This window comes from Flavobacterium sp. FlaQc-28, assembly GCF_044007415.1.
Classification (GTDB): Bacteria; Bacteroidota; Bacteroidia; order Flavobacteriales; family Flavobacteriaceae; genus Flavobacterium.
The window spans coordinates 202,358-220,121 of the sequence record NZ_JBIPCM010000005.1 but is presented as its reverse complement, the minus strand read 5'-3'; the positions used below and the strand labels follow the sequence as shown (position 1 = coordinate 220,121).

16 protein-coding genes are annotated in these 17,764 nt (G+C 31.0%); 7 read left to right on the top strand and 9 right to left on the bottom strand.

From position 1 onward, the window contains the following. Nucleotides 1–35 precede the first annotated feature (35 nt). From ACHRVL_RS14650 to ACHRVL_RS14610, 9 genes are all read right to left on the bottom strand, one after another. A complete protein-coding gene (locus tag ACHRVL_RS14650) occupies nucleotides 36–731 on the bottom strand; it encodes a hypothetical protein (RefSeq protein WP_395413979.1) in 696 nt (231 codons plus the stop codon). Between the two features lie 21 nt (nucleotides 732–752). Beyond that, nucleotides 753–1,190: a hypothetical protein gene (locus ACHRVL_RS14645; RefSeq protein WP_395413976.1), complete on the bottom strand. Its 438-nt coding sequence runs from the start codon at nucleotides 1,188–1,190 to the stop codon at nucleotides 753–755. Nucleotides 1,191–1,224: 34 nt separating this feature from the next. Then, nucleotides 1,225–2,208: a hypothetical protein gene (locus ACHRVL_RS14640; RefSeq protein ID WP_395413974.1), complete on the bottom strand. Its 984-nt coding sequence runs from the start codon at nucleotides 2,206–2,208 to the stop codon at nucleotides 1,225–1,227. Between the two features lie 135 nt (nucleotides 2,209–2,343). Beyond that, on the bottom strand, nucleotides 2,344–2,613 hold the full coding sequence (locus ACHRVL_RS14635; RefSeq protein ID WP_395413971.1) for a hypothetical protein: 270 nt from the start codon (nucleotides 2,611–2,613) through the stop codon (nucleotides 2,344–2,346). Nucleotides 2,614–2,838: 225 nt separating this feature from the next. Then, entirely contained in the window at nucleotides 2,839–3,180 is a 342-nt protein-coding gene (locus ACHRVL_RS14630) for a hypothetical protein (RefSeq protein ID WP_395413969.1), read from the bottom strand. Between the two features lie 238 nt (nucleotides 3,181–3,418). Further along, a complete protein-coding gene (locus ACHRVL_RS14625; RefSeq protein ID WP_395413966.1) occupies nucleotides 3,419–5,185 on the bottom strand; it encodes a hypothetical protein in 1,767 nt (588 codons plus the stop codon). Nucleotides 5,186–5,316: 131 nt separating this feature from the next. Continuing rightward, nucleotides 5,317–5,598, bottom strand: coding sequence for a helix-turn-helix domain-containing protein (locus ACHRVL_RS14620; protein ID WP_149207252.1), 282 nt, complete (start codon nucleotides 5,596–5,598; stop codon nucleotides 5,317–5,319). A gap of 406 nt (nucleotides 5,599–6,004) precedes the next feature. Further along, the gene (locus ACHRVL_RS14615; protein ID WP_395413963.1) at nucleotides 6,005–6,904 is read right to left on the bottom strand and encodes a hypothetical protein; all 900 of its coding nucleotides are present in this window, start codon (nucleotides 6,902–6,904) and stop codon (nucleotides 6,005–6,007) included. A gap of 303 nt (nucleotides 6,905–7,207) precedes the next feature. Then, the gene (locus ACHRVL_RS14610; protein ID WP_395413960.1) at nucleotides 7,208–8,425 is read right to left on the bottom strand and encodes a tyrosine-type recombinase/integrase; all 1,218 of its coding nucleotides are present in this window, start codon (nucleotides 8,423–8,425) and stop codon (nucleotides 7,208–7,210) included. Nucleotides 8,426–8,693: 268 nt separating this feature from the next. Between ACHRVL_RS14610 and ACHRVL_RS14605 the strand changes: the two genes are divergently transcribed. The 7 genes from ACHRVL_RS14605 (at nucleotide 8,694) to ACHRVL_RS14575 (ending at nucleotide 17,758) form a co-directional block, all read left to right on the top strand. Continuing rightward, nucleotides 8,694–9,650 carry a hypothetical protein gene (locus ACHRVL_RS14605; protein WP_149207245.1) on the top strand — a complete coding sequence of 319 codons (957 nt, stop codon included), beginning with the start codon at nucleotides 8,694–8,696 and terminating at the stop codon, nucleotides 9,648–9,650. A gap of 471 nt (nucleotides 9,651–10,121) precedes the next feature. Then, nucleotides 10,122–10,979, top strand: a complete 858-nt coding sequence (locus ACHRVL_RS14600) for a phospholipase D family protein (RefSeq protein ID WP_149207244.1) — start codon at nucleotides 10,122–10,124, stop codon at nucleotides 10,977–10,979. Between the two features lie 185 nt (nucleotides 10,980–11,164). Continuing rightward, nucleotides 11,165–11,632, top strand: a complete 468-nt coding sequence (locus ACHRVL_RS14595; RefSeq protein ID WP_149207243.1) for a hypothetical protein — start codon at nucleotides 11,165–11,167, stop codon at nucleotides 11,630–11,632. A 155-nt stretch (nucleotides 11,633–11,787) separates the two neighbouring features. Continuing rightward, nucleotides 11,788–13,371 (top strand): hypothetical protein, encoded by a 1,584-nt coding sequence (locus ACHRVL_RS14590; RefSeq protein WP_149207242.1) that lies wholly within the window; start codon nucleotides 11,788–11,790, stop codon nucleotides 13,369–13,371. A 168-nt stretch (nucleotides 13,372–13,539) separates the two neighbouring features. Beyond that, complete coding sequence (locus ACHRVL_RS14585; RefSeq protein ID WP_149207241.1) at nucleotides 13,540–14,319, top strand: hypothetical protein; 780 nt, start codon at nucleotides 13,540–13,542, stop codon at nucleotides 14,317–14,319. A 562-nt stretch (nucleotides 14,320–14,881) separates the two neighbouring features. Then, nucleotides 14,882–15,259, top strand: a complete 378-nt coding sequence (locus ACHRVL_RS14580; RefSeq protein ID WP_395413955.1) for a hypothetical protein — start codon at nucleotides 14,882–14,884, stop codon at nucleotides 15,257–15,259. A 120-nt stretch (nucleotides 15,260–15,379) separates the two neighbouring features. Next, on the top strand, nucleotides 15,380–17,758 hold the full coding sequence (locus ACHRVL_RS14575; protein WP_149207240.1) for a TonB-dependent receptor domain-containing protein: 2,379 nt from the start codon (nucleotides 15,380–15,382) through the stop codon (nucleotides 17,756–17,758). Nucleotides 17,759–17,764 lie beyond the last annotated feature (6 nt).

Here is a 17,764-nt window from a genome sequence, read left to right as displayed (position 1 = left end):
CAATTATTAGAAGCTGTTTTTTTTCATTTGTTACCTTACATTGTCCAATTCAATTTAATTTCTGACAGTTTTTCGTGCTCCTTTATTTTCTGAACTATTGACCTTTGATGCTCGGCTCCAATTAAAAATACAGCTTTATTATATTGATTTTCTTTACTGTAATTATAAATATTTTGAAGCATCACATTTTCACGGTAATCATATTGCTGTGAGTAAAATAATTTGTAAATACTAAGCAACCTATTTTTCTGAACTTCAGATTCCATAATATTTTTTTCCATAATCTCCTTTTTTTCTGAAAACTCTAAAAATTTGTTGCTATTGAGAAAATGAAAGCCTTCCTGTGCTATCAAATTTTCTTTCTCATTATCCAGTATTGCATAATCTTCATTTTTGAAGAAAGTAGAAAACAAAAAGTTTATTTCCTTTTGGTTTTCATCTAATTTTTGTCTTAAATCAATATCGACAGGGATAATTTCAATTTCATAATTTTGCCTATATTCTCTCAGACATTTTACTTCAAGAGGTACTACAGGATAACGCCCATTACGCAAAATGCAATTGATGCAATATGTATCAAAAGAGTCGCTAAAATACAACTCAGCAAAATGGTTCGGTAATTCATCAAAAATGACCTCGGGATTTATATCTTCCAAGATTTTATACAACGTATCAGGATTACATTTTCCATGTTCCGAATGTATAGTACCAATAAGAGTTATATTGTACATCTGTAAGCTGCGGTATTTGTTCTAAAAATGTAAACTTTTTTTAATCAAAACTATATCTTCATTATGAATTCCAACTGGAATTTTTTCCAACCCTAAGAAGTAAGATAATTTTGCCCTGTGTTGCCCATCACGAAATGATATTATTGAGTTTTGAGTTTGATCAATACAAATTGTAGGTGGATCAACAAATTCATTGTTATCCCAACGCGACAGTATTCTAGTTATTCGCATATCATTTTTTTCTTTCCCATTAAATAAGAAATCTAATTCTACATCAGCAAATATTGAATTTTCAATGAGTTTAGAAGTGTTTACCAGAAATATTCTATATTCTTTGTTTCTACCTTTTAAAGCAATATCGAGAATTTTATTTCTGTTCTCTCCATAAGCCCATTTTGGATTAATCAACTTAAGTTGCTCTAAAGATTTATTTCGGTAGTATTCAAATTTCTCAGACATATTATTTTAGTGAAGCTGCCAAAAATTGCAACTATTAGCAGTTATTTTTTCTATACTTTTCGTGTAATTCAATCATTTGTTTGAATTCTGCTTCTTCATCATAATTTATTTTATTGTTTATAAAATCAAAATCTGATGTTTTTATTATTAATGGAGAAACTTTTATTAATTCATTACTGTGAACATTATTTTCGTCATAATTAATTTCCATTACATCGTAAATAGTTATCGAGTTCAAATTCAGTTTTTTTAATACTAAATCATTTGATATTGCGAGATTGGTTAATCCGTATTGCATTTTAACACTTGGATACGCAATTGCTTCAATTTTAAAACCGTTTTTATCTTTTTTTGCTTGTAAAAATCTTGACGATAGAATACTTGAAAACAGATAGTTTTCTCTTTCAGTATAAATTACAATTTTCATGAATTCTTCAGTAAAAAAGAGCATAACATCTTCGAAAATTTCACCTAAATTTGGATCAATCGTATTTTTTGAATTTATCCAAGCATTATATGCGTCAATGCTTTCTTTTGATAAATTATTGATATTTGGATTGAAGATATTATGAGTGTTTAATTTCTCCCCTTTTTTAATTTCCCATTCACTTACAGTTATTAAATCTCCAACATTTGGTTTAGTTTCCCAAATTGCAGTTTTGAAATCTAATGCTGAATAAAAAACACTTTCATTAGGTAAATTACATCTTCCATAATATGATTTATTCAAAGGCGGACCAAGTAAGTCATCAATAAGTTGTAACTTAACTTTAGCACCTTGGTATAAATGTTTATTGTTGGTAACTCTAAATAATTTAGTTGGATAAGTATCAGCCCAAAATGTCATATTTATGTTGACAAATTTTATGAAGCTAGCTTTAATTTCTTCAATTTCCTTTTCAGATAAGTTATGAAATCCCTTTTCACTGATCTCTCTAAAGAAATTTAATTTCTCTCTAATACTCGCTGGAGAATTAAATAAATTTTTGGTATAATCTTTTACTATTTGTTCAATCATAAGTCTAGGTTTCAGGGGATTTTCAGGAAAATAGCAACTAACTTATTTATATGCTAAACAAGCATTCATAAAGCTATTCAAAATGGATGTCTAAATATCCGGTTATATTCGAATATAAGAAATAATCTCCATAAATTATCTAATAGATTTTTTATTTATTGAATCATTATTAGATATATTATCTTCATCATCAATATAATATCCTTTTGGCAACCCGTAAGTTTCCACAAATTCCATAAACTCTAAGTGAGGTATAATTTTAGTATCTTTTGATATATTTTTCTCATTTAGAATTTCATTGATTTGCTTTCTAATTTTGGCGTCACTAAACTGATTACAATACATTTCAACCAGTACCGCTTTTGTAACAGAATGAGGAAGCGGTTTTTTATTATTCTTATTCATTTGTTTTTTTTATATTAAGCACTCTTTCTCAAATCATTGATATGGAATAAGATTCTGAAAATCTTATCTTCCAATGGTCTTACTACTTTTTTCTTGCCTTTAAAAAGGAAAATGACAAATTGCAATGGCAGGACAATAACAATTGAAATGCACAAGAGTATCACATAAGCATTGCACAGCAGTATTGTAAGGCGGTTTTTTAGTTTGATTCTCATAATTTGTGCTTTAAATATTAATTAATTTTTCGTGCAAAAGGTCTGACATGGATTGCATTGTAATTCTCTGTTCTTGCGTTCTTTTCTCTCTTTCCCATTGACAGCAGAAAAGAAGTATAACTGCCTGTGTGGGAGAAAGAGTAATGTTTGATTCCTGTTTTTTGCTTTCAATCTTTGTCCTAAATATGAAAAACATACTTTGGAGTGTATCGATTACAATAATTTTATTGCAATACTTTTCATAATCTTTGCAATGGGCTATTTCGTCAACTTTATGTCTAATGAATTTGAGCAGTTTGGATTGTATAATTTCAATATCTTCTATCTTGATTTTCTTTAAGGCTATTTTCATAATTGAATTTGAATTGAGAGATTAATAGATTGTTTTCATAAAACTGTACCACGTTGGTAATGGTAAAAAGTTTGCTTTTTTCAAACCTCCTGAGCATACTTCGGATAACAAGCTCACTCTTTCGTTTGTTCTGATTAATGGGTGACCACCAAACTGCATTACTCTGTTTGTTTTGGGTTAGGATTACCATTTTAATTTTCGATTTTGTGTTGTCAAAAACTGGCATATTCTTTAGATTTTAAAATTCAAAAAAGCTGTATTTTACCGCATCATCGCCCGTTATTGCAATGGTCTTTTCGTTGTCTTTCAATGATTTTTTAAGTATTAAAACAGGCAGTTTTTCCAGGTATTCTTTAGGGAGGTTCTTTTCCACATAATCAAACAATTGCGTGTAGGTAACTTTGTTTTTAAAGAAGCGGTTAAGCACCGTTTCACACTTCTTGGCGTGGTTTATCGTCTCTTTTCTTCTAACTGCGTTACATTCCTGTTTCTTCTTCAAAGCATCATATTTGGCTATGGACAACAAATGCTCATTCCACTTGGCTTTAGTATATTCAAAGCCGACTTCTTTTGAAGTTTTACGGGTCATATCAAAATACTCGTAGGGGAATAATGGTGGTAACTGATTTTTAATAAACCATTTTCTTGCCCACTCAATGCGCCAACGCATCTGCTGTATTTCATCAACCAGTACGCTTTTATTGAAACTGTTATCTGTAAAGGCAATCCATTTGTTTTGATAATACAGGGTAATTGCCTTTTTCCAACTTCCCACAAAAGGCGTGGAAAACCTGTAAATCTTGGATATGGATTTAAAGAAATCCTGTATCGCCAGCTCCCTAAACTCATCATTGGTCAGTGTTCCTGAAAAAGCCTCTTTGAACAGATAGCGAATGTCAATAGGCTTGTAATTCATATACTCCCCATTGGCAAGGTTTACCGCCAATTCCTGTGGGTGGACAATCAGGTTTTGCAGTTTTTCGGATAAAGTATTTTGAACTTTAACATTTTTTTCGCCCGCCCCCAAGTTTGAAATCTCTTTCTTGCTGGTATGTGTTCCTGTAAAAAACAAATAAGAAGGCGTGAGGGCTTCGCCCGAACTCCTTTGAAATTGAGAAATGTTTTCAACATTCTCATTCATTTGATATTCATTTATAATAGTTCCAGTAATTTCATTGTTATCAGGTAAAAGATTCCAATACACACATTTAAGTTGCTTATTTTCAGCACTTTTCAATTTTGAGGTTTTGATGTCCAAAACCACTAAAATTTCAGGGTTGATATGCACCTCTACGGGCTTGTTTTGCCCTGCAAAATGATATTCAGTAAATACACCTGCTTCTTCCAGTCTTTGTCTGTGATTGCGTACCGTCTTGGTACAGATGTTAATACTGTGAATCTCTTTTCGCTTTAACTGGGTAACTAAAAAAGAGTTTATTTTAAACTCCTGAATAGGTCTTCTTGCGGTTATGCCTCCTTTGATGAATTTTTCATTGCGCTTCATTAGTTGCGAATTGTACAGATGCAACAGGTTTTGAAAAACAATTTCGGTGGCATATTTAACGCTTTGGATTTTCTTTTTCTCCACAATTAAGCCATAATCATTGCAGAACTCATTTACTGCCTCGTTGTATGCTCTTGGCTTTAGGTTTTTCTTATTCAGCAAAAAGACTTTTCTAAATTCCGTCTGTACTTCTGTAAGAGCATTTTCCTTGCAGAATTGCTCTACTGAAGTATTGTGTCTTTGGATAAGTTCGTTTTCTGCCTGTGTCTTAAAATTGTAACTGGCAATGTACTTGCGGTAGTTGTCCATCGTTGTAGAAAAAGCTTCTTCGATTATGGCGGGATAAACCGCAATGATTCTGTTATCCAATTGTAATGTTGCGTTTTCTATTGCAATGGTTTCTTCGATTTGCTTTTTAGCCTCTGTATTGCCAAAACCAAAGAGATTCGAGGCAAGGGAGAAAACTCTGTCGTCTATTTTTTGTTGTGTACTGGCTCTCATAGTATTTTTGTTTAACCTTTCAGCAAGGCGTAAATGTTTACGCCTGTGCGTCAAGGAAATTCAGCGAATTGCTGTCTATGTATCGTGTATTGCAATGCTTTAGAATAAAATTGCAATGGGATTGCAATGGTTTATTTGCTTCTGAATGATTTGTTGTAGTTCTCTGCCAGCAGTTTGTCAACGTCCGAGAGCTTGTAAAAGATTTTTTTACCTACTTGACTAAATGAAATTTTGCCTTCATCACGCCAACCTTGGGCGGTACGTTTGGAGATACCCATTAATTGTATAAATTCCTCATTATCCATAAAGGATTTTTTCGAGGCATTGGTTTGGGTGCTTAATTGATTTTGCAGGGAATCCAACCTTGAAGTTAATTCTGCGAACTGTGCTTTGGACAAGATAAATACCTCCATGATTTTGCGTATTTAAAAATTATGAAGCAAATGTGCGGGGTATGAAAAAGTCTTTTAGTCTTTTCTTGGTCTTCAAGGACTAAGTTTTCTTTTTAGGCTTTGGGAAGCCCTTATTTTAAAGGGGTTGAAGTTTTGGGCTTCTTATAAAAACAGGGAGTGAAAAAAGACCTTTTTTATTTTGTGTAGAAATGGGTGAAAATCGCCTCTAAAATGACATTTTTTGACCCTTTTTAAGCCAAAAAAAAGGCATTTTTGAAAAAGTCTTTTGAGGTCTTTTCATTTTAAAAAGACCTTTTTCATTTATAAAAAACCTTTATTCTACAAGGGTTTACAACGATTTTATTGATGTAGAAAATGTGAAAAAATAAAAAAGTCCACAGGGAATTTGTGGACTTTTTGTGTTTGATTATAAAAGTTTGCTTATATCTATTCTTTTATGGGTATTGGGGCGTTTGTCTTCCCTTGAGGGTTGGAGGATAGTTTTAACGCTAAGGGGACTTAGTTCCTTTCCGTCTTTGTCAATGAATGTGTTTACAATCATTTCCGCAATATCATTGATATTGCCCTCAACCATTGGCTTACCCTCAACCAATATTTCACGGGACATTTGATAGAATATGTCCACAAACTGATTGACATTGCAATTGAATTGCAATTTAGTATGTGGGATTGGATTGCCCGGAACAATAGGCTTAAATTTATCAATGGAACTTTTGATGCTCTGCAATTCATAAATCTGCTTAATCTCCTTACTGCATTGCACATCAAACAAGGGCAATTTTTGATTGATAAACTCTATATTCGCTTGTCTGTACTCGTGCTTTTCTTTCGTGAGTAAAAGTATCTTCTCATTATCATCGTCAAGGCTGTCGATTTGCTTTTTGACTTCACAAAATGAAAAATGCCTGTCCTCACTTTCTGCATTGATAAACCTTTTAGCTATTGTCTGTTTGCTTTCTTTTGAACTCGAAAACTGTATTTCTTTTCGTTTGGATTCTATCAAATTGAATAGTTTGTTATAACGGCATAAGGCTTTTTTACTGGTAAATAAATCCTCATTATTGGAAATCAATTCTTCAAAACGATTTAACCAAACAATCGGCTCTTTAACCAAGCTGGTTTGATAATTTAGAAAAATGGGGTAATCGGAGTAGTGTAATTCAAAAATCTTATTAATTAGTGCGGTACAATAGTCTTGTACTGTAACTTTTTTATCGAGAATAATATCAAAATCGTGATTGGAAACTTTTGTAGAATGCACCACTACCATTTCGAGAAACGAGGTAGTTTGAAAATTTTGCTCCATAGAATTTTAATGCTACAATTAGGGTTATGTTTTTGCATTTTCTTTGAAATGGCAATTTTAAATTTATCCCAGTTCAAATTCGTTTTTGAAGCCTCTGTTTTGGCTGTTAAGCCTTTACTATTGCGGAATATCTATTTAAAAGAACTTCTTTCTTTGGCGCTAAAATAGAGGGAAAAAAATCCTTTTTTTTAAAAGGATTTCATAAATTTTTATTAAATATTTAGCAATATTTTAGCTACGATACTACTTATTTTTCAATAACGTGATTAACAGTATTTTATTATTCTCACTTTTTTACACAATTTAATAAATATAATTATCTACTGCCTTATCCAGTTCTTCTCCCAAGATTTTTGCATATACCTGTGTGGTTCTAATATCCTGATGATCCATTAACTTTGAAACGTGTTCAATTCTCATGCCATTATTCAGAGCGTTGGTAGCAAAACTGTGTCGGCTTAAATGAAAAGAAACGTGGATTGGAAACTCTAAAGCTTTGGCAATCCTTTGGATTTGAAAATTAGCCGACTTATTTGCTTTTTGGGTTATCTCATAACGATATTCGGCATTCTTCAAAAAGAAATCCTTATTGGTTACAATCGGGAAAATAAAATCATCGGGCTGTGGGTTTTCTTTTTGGTATTTTTTGATAATATCCAAAGCTACTTTACCGATTTTAAACTGATGGGGTCTTCCTGTTTTACGAATGACTTTTTTAATTCGCTGTTCGTCTTCAATAAAGTCCTTGTTTTGGATTTCCAAAGCATCGCTGAACCGTAGCCCTCCTGCATAAATGGAAAAAATAAACATATCCCTGTAAATATCTCCTTTTGTTCCTTCCCCTGCATTGTAATTAATCATTGCCTCAATTTGTTCCTTGTTCAAAAACAATCGCTTGCCTGTTTCTTTTTTTAAAGTCAGTTTACTTATTGGGTACATATATTCGGGGATAATATCCTCTTTAATGGCTTGTTTGAACATTATCGCCAGTATCATAATGGAGTAGCGCTGTGTGGTTAATCCATTACCTAATTCATTTACCATATATGCCATATAGTCCATTAAGAGCGAAACGGTAATATCATCAAAGAAAACATCTTTTGTGCCTAACCAGTTTTCAAACTTCTCTAAATACAGCTTGTAATTATTATACGTTCCCACAGAAACACTCCCCCTGATTTTTTCGCAATACTTATAAGAGTATTCAAAAAAGTTAGGCACTTCTTTACCCTTAATAGCTTCTTTAAGTTTCTTTGCCGAAACCGTTTTTACCTTTCTTTCCAAGTCCGCAACCTGTCCTTCCGCATCTGCTACTTTTTGAGCAATGGAAGCGTTCATTCTTGCGCTATTTGGGTGGTTCTTTTTTACCCTCTGTTTTGCCTCGTCCCATTCGCTCTCTTTCAACTTCACGCCAACAGAAATAAATTTTGCTTTCCTGTCTTTAATAACTCTTATATATAAAGGACAATGTCCCGCTTGGTCTTGCTGATGTGTTCTTAAAATTAACTTAATAGAAGCCATAAATTGCAAAAATTAAAAAGTTGTACTATATTTACAAAAGGAAGCAAATGGGTGAAGTCTTTAAAAACAAAGCGTTTCATTTGAGTGCAACCTGAAACGAAAGTACAACATTTGGTACAACAAAGCAAACATTATATTGCTTTTTTTTGCTTCAATTTGCATCATCAAAAATAAACAAGTCAATAAATACGGTACTTTAGAAGCAAATCAAAACATATAATATTATAATAGTACTAACAGCGGTTTTTCACAACAAAACGTAAAACAAATGACTTTAGAAAATAAAATTATTAATTTAAAACAGTCCGCTATTTTGGACCACGAAATAATTGTTAAACTCTCCAATTTTGAAGATTTTTATAAAACTTTTGGTCGATTTGAGCATTTTTTTATTTCAAAAAGTTTTTTAGAAAAAATATTATATTTAAAAAACCAAGTAATTGAAAATCCCAATTCTTTTATTTTAAACTCCTCAACTCTTAGATTTGTTTTAGAAACATTAATTCACTCAAAATTATTTTTAATGGAGGAAAAATATATCTATACTTTTTTCTATTCTATATATTCAGAGCAAATCAAAAAATGTGAAAATTTTATTTCTAGACTTGAATATGAAATTCAATTAATTGATAAATACAAAATCGAAGAAGAAAACACGAAACCGGACAAAACAAATCTATCTAATAATAGCGAAGAGGATATACAAAAATATTTTAATAAAATAAAAAAAATAGAACGAGAAATAGATGCCCGAGCAGAAAAAGAGTTAACCATATTTTGGGGAGATTTCAAAAATATGGGTTACTTTTTACAAAAAAGTTTGATGGAAGAACAACTTCTTCAAAAATATGAAAGTCAGTTACAACATTTACAACATTTAAAAAACAAAAAACAAGAAGAACTTTTTAAAAAAGAAAATTTAAAAGTTCTATTCAACTTTACTAATGAAGACGATGTTTTCAATAAACTCAAAGAAACACGTAGAACTTGGAAGACAAAAGCTGAAGTTACATCTTTAGAAAAAGAATATGAACTAGTCTATGAAATTACAAGTGCATCACTTCATTCAACTTCATACAGCATTATAACTAATTCAGAAACCAATGAACAAGAGCAAATTTTTGCATTAGAATTAATTTGTAAATATTCAAAAGAAATTACTGAAAACTTACTTCAATTCTTAGAATTCGATAGATATTCGAAAATAGAAGTTGTGAATATATAAAGCTGCTGCTAACAGCTACAAGCAATTTGGGTAGATTGCCACGCAGAAACGCAAAAATTAGCTAAAAAATCTAGATTTTAAAATTATGACAAAAAGAATAATAATTAAAATAATAAATATCTTGAGTCTCAGACGATGTAACAGATGTCAAGAACTTGAACACGATTGTGGTTGTTGGTTTCCTGATTTTGATTAATTAAAAACGAACTATTGACAAAACTGACAACGACTTAGCAAATCTATAAAACGTACTTGATTATCGAGTGCGATAGCTTCTTCTAAACTTGAAATACGCATCTGGTTGCAGGAAGTTCCATGTATATGTTGCATTACTAAAAAATACGAAAAATCCTGTTTTAAAAGCAATACTTTCCTATATTTGTTTACAACAAAACGAAAGTTTTTCCACAGACTGACGTTGGCAGTAACTTTAGCACAGAGAATCGTAGAAAAAGACAATTGAAATAGAAAATGGCAAAATTTATTACCGGAGAAAATCTTGAAAATGCAGTTTATGAAATAATTTGGGAAGCAGAAAGCAATCTTTTAATTGTTTCTCCATTTATTAAACTTGATGATTATTTCAAAAGACTTTTTGACAAGCATATGAATAATCCGAAACTACATATTCTAATTGTTTTTGGTAAAAACGAAAAAGAAGTAAGTAGAAGTTTAAGCAAAAATGATTTTGACTATTTCAAAAAATTTCTTAACATAAGTATAGTTTATATTCCAAATCTTCACGCAAAATATTATGGAAATGAAAAGAAAGGGGTAATTACTTCAATAAATTTATATGATTATTCATTTAAAAACAATGTTGAATTTGGTGTTTTTTCTGAAATAAATATTTTATCAAAATTCACAACAAATACAGACAATGAAGCTTGGCAAACTTGTTATGAACTTGCCGAAAAAAGTGAAGCTATTTTCATAAAAAGACCAGTTTTTGAAAAGAAAATATTGAGTTCATTGCTTGGTAAAAATTATATAAAATCTGACACTTTACACGACACAACTGAAAAGTTTTACTCTTCGTGGAATAGAAATCGAGATAATCAAATAAAAACATTAGAAGATTTTCCTTTCGAACTGGAATTGGGTTCAGTACAAAATATTAGACCAAACAGAGCGGAAATAGAAAATCCAATAAATGGTTTCTGCATAAGAACTGGAGAAAAAATAGAATTTAATTTAAAAAAGCCATTTTCATATCAAGCATATAGAAGTTGGGCTTCTTTTGGAAACGATAACTATCCTGAAAACTTTTGTCACAAAACAGGAAAACCATCGAATGGAAAAACATCAATGCGTAAACCAATATTGTAAAAGAAAAAAAGCTACTGCCAACGGCCGTTTGGCGAGATTGGGGTTTTAGGCTTAATGGAAAGTTGGTTTTGTGTTTGGAAAATTTGTATTTAATCGAAAAATCCAAGCATCTTTAATCACCAACCTCGCCATGCGCCAGAACGGTATGTGCAATTTGCACGCAACAATTAAAAAATTTAAGAATTATGAGAATTATTGAAAACTTATTAGAATGGCTGGAAAACCAAAATACAAATTCTAGAGATACTGTTCTGTTTCAAATCCTTATGCTTGCTCCAGATTATGACCTTACAAAATTTAATTACACAACAGATAATTTTTTAAATTTTAAAGAATATCTAAATAATGATACCGGAGACACAAAAAAAATCGGAAAACTTATTTATATAATTAATGCAATAAATTTCACTGTTCTTGATTACGATGAAATTGATAATTTAATTGACTCTCAAGTTTTATTAAAAGATATTATTGTTTCAGGAGAATCTGAGGGGAAAGATATGTCTTATTTAAGACAAATACATATCAATGGAGGTGAAAATTTTGAAGCAAAAAAGGAATTTAAAAATAATTGGATTGAGTATCGCGACGAAAATCTAAAATTTGAAATCCTGAATAAAATCTTAAAGAACAGTCTTCTGGATAAAAAATAAAAGTGCACATAACAGTTACAACGGATTTGGGCATTTGGTTTAATGGAAAAATACTCTTGTATTTGGAAGATTTGGCAAATCCGAATAATCGCCTTAATTAAGTCCCAAACCCGCTGTAGTTACAGAACGTTATGAGGCAAATTAAAAGACAGACAATGCAGAGTATTCTAATTGATTTTCCAAATAAAACAAGTAATGACTATTTGTATATATTACCAATAGAACGATTTTCAATTAATCAAAAATCAAGAGTTAAGAATTTAGTTATTTATCCAAAAGGTGCAGTTGATATAAATGAACTTTTTAAGAATCATTCATTTTTAGAAGATAACTCCAGAGAAATTAATAAACTAAAAGAGAATGCATTAATTGCGTTTCTTTCAAGTTCACCTGTGAAATTCCCTGCTCAAGTAACTAATAATTTGAATCTTCTTAATTTTGCTTTAGAATATACAATTCCAATTTTAGACTTTTATATTTTCAATTATTGTAACATTAATAATAACTCAACACTACCTGGTAGAGTTGGACAAATTGAAACGGGAGAATCTATTTTATTAATGTTTAATGATTATGGTAGTCCATTTACAAGAATTATATGCGAAAAAGTAAATACAAATACAATATCATTGGGTAATGGATTAACAATTAGTGAACCTGACTTATTGAATTCTTTCCCACTATTGAATAATGACATAAGTGAAATTGGTAATGTTGCAAGACATGCTTTGAGAATGTATACTCAAATCCTCGAATCAAACTCAAATACCGAAAAATTTATCCAAATAATTAGACTGTTTGAATTTATCGCGTCACCTGATAAATATGAAAAATTTCAAAATGTAAAAGCAAAAATAATATCTCATATTGCTAAAAATATTCATCAAATACATGAAATTAGTGAAGAATTTAAGTACTATTCAAGTGGTAGTAATGGAGATGGTTTACGAACCCAGATATTTCATAAGGGAAAGAGAATTGAAGAGCTTGTTGATGAAAATAAGAGTAAAGCTCTTTTTGAAAAATTACACAAATACATTTTTATTTGTTTAACTGACTTATTAATCAATTACAATAAAGATTGGGTGTTTATCGAACAGTTTAGAGCTAAGAAACACGAGATTGCAGAAAAGAACAAGACTCTCATTATAACTGATGACTACGCTTCAACAATTGTTCTAATAGATGGTGATTTTTTAAGTCGTTCCATTATTCGATTTCAAGAAATGTATTTAGAAGTTTATCCACAAAAGGAAATGAGTAAAATTAGCTTGGCGAGACTTTGTTATGAAACATTATTGAATACAAGAAAGTGGGAAGAAGGCAAAATATTTGGTTTTCTAATTTTCTACTCAGGAGTATCTAAGTTTCCTTTTGTAGATGAGACTTTTAGTGAAATAGATGGAAAAAAAATAAAAATTGACAAAGCCGAATTTGAATTTCATGCATTTCAATTTGAAACAAACGAGAAATTGTTGACCGCAGTAAATAACTTATTAAAGGATTTAAATGAAAATAGAAAAGTAATTACTGATAAACTTTCGATATTTGACAATATCGTTTTTTGTGGAGACAATAAAAACTACGAAAACGCTATTACTGAAATTCAAGAGACAGGGACAAAGGATATTGTTTTGATTCGAAATACTCATGATTCTGAAATGGAATTAGGGACTCAATACTTTGCCATTGGAAATCTTGTAGGGAAATCTTTAGGATTAAAATCAAATGAATTATAAAAATTCGCCCCATAACAATGTATAAAAATAATAGCCAGTTCAGTAGTAAATTCAAGGGCCCGCTTCAATCTTTTCGTAACTTGACAGGAATTAAGCCCACAATCGGCTACTATTCTTATACTTAACGTTAGAAGTAAACCAAAGAAACAAAACGTCTAAACATAAACTATGAAAGATTACTTAAAAAACAATACTCAAGTTAGAGAAGATATTTTAAACCAAAAGTTATTTTTTGAATTGAAAGAAGCCTCTGCTAAAAGACAAGTTCATTTAAAACTATTTAGATCAGATGTTGATGTTGACGGATTTGATATAATAATAGACAATAATGATGATAACACTTTAAAGTGCCAGGTTAAATCACGATTTGATGCTACAACATCTTACTTTGACATACATAAAATAATGCTCAAACCAAGTTATTATTTTTTTGACTCTTTTGAGTTTATACAACTGATTGGTTGTCCTAATGACTTTCGTGGAATAATATTAATTGACGGAGAAGTAGAAAATGGAAAAATTCAGACAAAGTATTATTATTTAGACATTTTTTTGTTAAGAGCAATGGAATTAGGTATCTTTAAATTAACTAATCAGAGCAAACGAATTTCGAGTGAATTATTAAACTCATTAAGAGTCGATAATGATAGCGAAAATAAAAAAATATCTGTTTTGCATTCTTTATTTTTTCCAGTTAAAAATATTGATGCCTTGTTAGCTATTATGAGTTTCCATTCTATTTATCATCACAATTTATCATTCAATATTTTAACTATTTCTAAAATAGTAAGTGGAACATATGATGTACGCTACGAAACTAATGCAGATAAAATTAAAGAAATGCGTGGTCATTGGGATATAATAAATAAAGGATTATCTGAACTAATTCATGAAGATTCTACAATTACACCTGGAACTTTAAATAAAAATTATTTCAAAGGAACATAATTAACTATCTAGCATGGCCTACTGCAATTTGTGTTTTAGACTTAATTTGAAATTGGTTTTATATTTGGAACATTTCGCAAATCCGAAAATAGAGATTAATTTAGTCCCAAACTGTTTGTGGCGCGAGAACGTGAGGCTGTGAAAAAAACTTTTTTTAGTAAAATTGTAAAATTTCACAATACTACAATTCAAATTAAGCCTTCTAAGAAAGTTCTTTTTCAGGCAATTAATTTCATTGAATAAAAATAATGTCTTGTATTTAGAATATAAAAAATAAAAACAGAGGTTTTTAGACAAACATATGTCGCAAAACTCGCACCAGTGGTGCAAGAAATTGGATAAGATTGTAAAATTTATTTTAAGCCACAAGTCATGTCCATCTATAACTATCATTTTAAACTAAGTTTTTAACAGAGAATAATGGAATTTACACAACACAAAGTTTTAGTCTTAAGTAATTCTAAATAATCAAAATGGTGTTTTTTAAGTTAAGTAAATAAGACCTTTCTTCAAAATAAAAAGAAAAAATGGTACTTTCGCGCTCATAAACAAAATAGCAACGTTGAAAAAGTATCTAATCATATTGCTTAGCTGCATTATTTTAGTACCATCATTTGGTAGTGTGTTTGTTTATGTATCTTTTAAACTAGAGCAGCAAGAGATTGTAAAAACCATCTGCGTACAGCGAAAAATGGTTTTCAATAGCTGTAACGGTCGATGTGAACTTCAAAAAAGTCTAAAGAAATACGACGATAACGAAAAGAAAATGCAGGACAACCTGAAGGAGAAAACAGAGTTGGTTTACATTTTATATACTTCAAATAATACTTTCAAATTAATAGCACCTATTGGAATCAAAGCAGACTTTCCGGCTAGATTCGATAATAAGCCTATTTCTGTTTCAACAGATACTTTTCGTCCCCCTTCTCTTTTTATATAAATTATAATTTTCATTTCAATTCGTATTGGAATAATTTTTCATTGTTGTATAACAATGAAAGAGTGCTTGCACTTTAATAAAATTACAATTATATAAAAATTACAAAACAAAAAACATACAATGAATTTTAATAAACTAATGGTAACTCTACTGTTTTTATGTGCAAATATTATGTCTGCACAAAGCATTACAGGAAGGATATCCAATGAAAGTGATTCGTCGATAAATAATGCCGAAATACGAATTCTGAATTCTGAAAGCAGAACATTTTCAGATAAAGAAGGTAATTTTACATTATCTACCACTAAAGAGAATTTTACATTGGCGGTAACGGCGCAAAATTATGCTTCGAAAATAATTGTTGTTGATGCCAAACAAATGCAAATCCTCAACATTGTTTTAGAAAACAATGAAACTATTTTAGATGAAGTAGTTGTAACAGCAAACAAGCAGGAAGAGGGACTTAAAAATATCCAGGGTGCTGTAACTTCATTATCTGCCAAAACTATCGAAAATTCTCGAATTGTAGATTTGTCCGGACTAACTGCTATTGTACCAAATTACCTTTATCAGGATTTAGGTGTAGGTTTTACAGGGATACAATCTATTAGAGGAATTCAGGTTTTTAGTCAAAATCCAGCGATTTCAACCTATGTAGATGATGTTAGTAATTTAGATATTATTGCCAACGGTCTTGTCTTTTCTGATCTTGAAAGGATTGAAGTGCTTCGTGGGCCTCAAAGTACATTATTTGGTAGAAATGCAATGGGAGGCGTTGTGAATATTTTTACAAAAAAACCAACCAATAAACTTTCAGGATTTGCAGAAGTAGAAGCTGGAAGTTTTGGCCTGCAGAAGTATTCGGTAGGAATTAAAACGCCGCTTATTAAAGACAAATTATATTTTGGAATCAACGGATTATTTCAGAAAAGAGAAGGGTATTTAATAAATAGTATTGAGGGAACTGCCAGCACAGACACTTCATTAAACGGAAAAAAAGTGGGTGGTGAAGAAAATACGTATGGCAATTTATTTTTAAAATGGCTAGTTTCTTCTAAATTTAGTTTGACAGCCAACGCAAAAGTTCAAAAAGACTGGTCTGATAATTCAGGGTATATGGTTTCACAGATGAGTGATGTTGCCGGTTTTGAAAACCCTAAAACAATTAACCTTACCAGAATTGGAAAACACCAGAGAAATTTTAATAATTATTCATTAGTTGCAAAATACGAAGCGAATCAATTTAATATTACTTCAATCACAGCATACCAAGAAATTAGCTTTTCTTTAAAAGACCTTGATTTTCCGGGATATTATCATACTTTCTACCACCGTGAAATTGGAGAAAAATTACCTCCACAGGAAGTGATCACACAAGAGGTTCGAATTAATTCTACTGATAAAACCAAAAAAATTCAATATACCGCAGGAGTATATGGTTTTAAACAAATTGGATTTGAACCTACTGCTAATTTAGCCTACGAAAATACACCAACGGACTTTACTGTTTCCAGAAACAAGAGTGACAATAAAGGCTATGCTGTTTTTGGAGAAGTCAGCTATAAAATTACCGAAAAGTTAAAAGCTACTGCTGGAGCCCGTTATGATTTTGAAGAAAGAAAAAGCATTTTTAACGGTTTTGGTGATGCCACTTTTGTTGATGGCGTATTTACCATCGTAAATCCTGATGTTGAAAAATCGGCATCTTACAATTCGTTTTCTCCAAAAGTGGCTCTGTCCTATCAATTTAATGAAAATAATAGCATCTATGGAAATTTTACTAAAGGCTTTAGGGCTGGTGGTATCAATGCAAGTGTAGTGCCTAACGAAATTAATCAGGAATATAGTCCTGAATATTCTGATAACTTTGAAGTAGGGTATCGTACTTCCTTTTGGAAAAACAAAGCCTCACTTTCGGCAACCGCTTTTTCAATTAATTGGAAGGATCTACAATTGACCAACTTGGTAGGTCCTGGTGTTTATGCGTTGGAAAATGTAGGAGATGCGTATTCTAAAGGGATCGAAATTGAGGGAAGTGTTCTTCCTCTAAAAGGGTTGCAATTTGATATTTCTTATGCGATCAATGATGCTGAGTACAAGGATTTTGATTTAAAAAGAGTCAATTTTGTAACTGGGGAAGAAACCAGTACATCGGTAAAAGGAAATAAATTATCCAATGCACCAAAAACAACTTTATTTGTTGCCGGACAATATTCTATTCAAACTTCAGAAGCTGTTGGGTTAATTTTTAGAACAGAATTACGCAATATTGGTGGTTATTATACTGATATCCAAAACGCATTGTACCAACAAACTTATATGCTCATCAACACCAGATTTGGAATTACCTATAAAGAATATGGTGTTTTTCTTTGGGCAAAAAACGTAAACAATGCAGTCTACATGAATTATGGTAGTGGGGATACGAGCTTTGGTGGCCGAAATGTAAGAATGGCCGAACCTGCCAGTTTGGGAGTAACATTAACAGCTAAATTTTAAAAAAAA

What these genes read in the sequence shown, in the direction of transcription:
- ACHRVL_RS14650 (WP_395413979.1), bottom strand. Translation starts at nt 731, where the DNA reads ATGTACAATATAACTCTTATTGGTACTATACATTCGGAACATGGAAAA.
- ACHRVL_RS14645 (WP_395413976.1), bottom strand. Translation starts at nt 1,190, where the DNA reads ATGTCTGAGAAATTTGAATACTACCGAAATAAATCTTTAGAGCAACTT.
- ACHRVL_RS14640 (WP_395413974.1), bottom strand. Translation starts at nt 2,208, where the DNA reads ATGATTGAACAAATAGTAAAAGATTATACCAAAAATTTATTTAATTCT.
- ACHRVL_RS14635 (WP_395413971.1), bottom strand. Translation starts at nt 2,613, where the DNA reads ATGAATAAGAATAATAAAAAACCGCTTCCTCATTCTGTTACAAAAGCG.
- ACHRVL_RS14630 (WP_395413969.1), bottom strand. Translation starts at nt 3,180, where the DNA reads ATGAAAATAGCCTTAAAGAAAATCAAGATAGAAGATATTGAAATTATA.
- ACHRVL_RS14625 (WP_395413966.1), bottom strand. Translation starts at nt 5,185, where the DNA reads ATGAGAGCCAGTACACAACAAAAAATAGACGACAGAGTTTTCTCCCTT.
- ACHRVL_RS14620 (WP_149207252.1), bottom strand. Translation starts at nt 5,598, where the DNA reads ATGGAGGTATTTATCTTGTCCAAAGCACAGTTCGCAGAATTAACTTCA.
- ACHRVL_RS14615 (WP_395413963.1), bottom strand. Translation starts at nt 6,904, where the DNA reads ATGGAGCAAAATTTTCAAACTACCTCGTTTCTCGAAATGGTAGTGGTG.
- ACHRVL_RS14610 (WP_395413960.1), bottom strand. Translation starts at nt 8,425, where the DNA reads ATGGCTTCTATTAAGTTAATTTTAAGAACACATCAGCAAGACCAAGCG.
- ACHRVL_RS14605 (WP_149207245.1), top strand. Translation starts at nt 8,694, where the DNA reads ATGACTTTAGAAAATAAAATTATTAATTTAAAACAGTCCGCTATTTTG.
- ACHRVL_RS14600 (WP_149207244.1), top strand. Translation starts at nt 10,122, where the DNA reads ATGGCAAAATTTATTACCGGAGAAAATCTTGAAAATGCAGTTTATGAA.
- ACHRVL_RS14595 (WP_149207243.1), top strand. Translation starts at nt 11,165, where the DNA reads ATGAGAATTATTGAAAACTTATTAGAATGGCTGGAAAACCAAAATACA.
- ACHRVL_RS14590 (WP_149207242.1), top strand. Translation starts at nt 11,788, where the DNA reads ATGCAGAGTATTCTAATTGATTTTCCAAATAAAACAAGTAATGACTAT.
- ACHRVL_RS14585 (WP_149207241.1), top strand. Translation starts at nt 13,540, where the DNA reads ATGAAAGATTACTTAAAAAACAATACTCAAGTTAGAGAAGATATTTTA.
- ACHRVL_RS14575 (WP_149207240.1), top strand. Translation starts at nt 15,380, where the DNA reads ATGAATTTTAATAAACTAATGGTAACTCTACTGTTTTTATGTGCAAAT.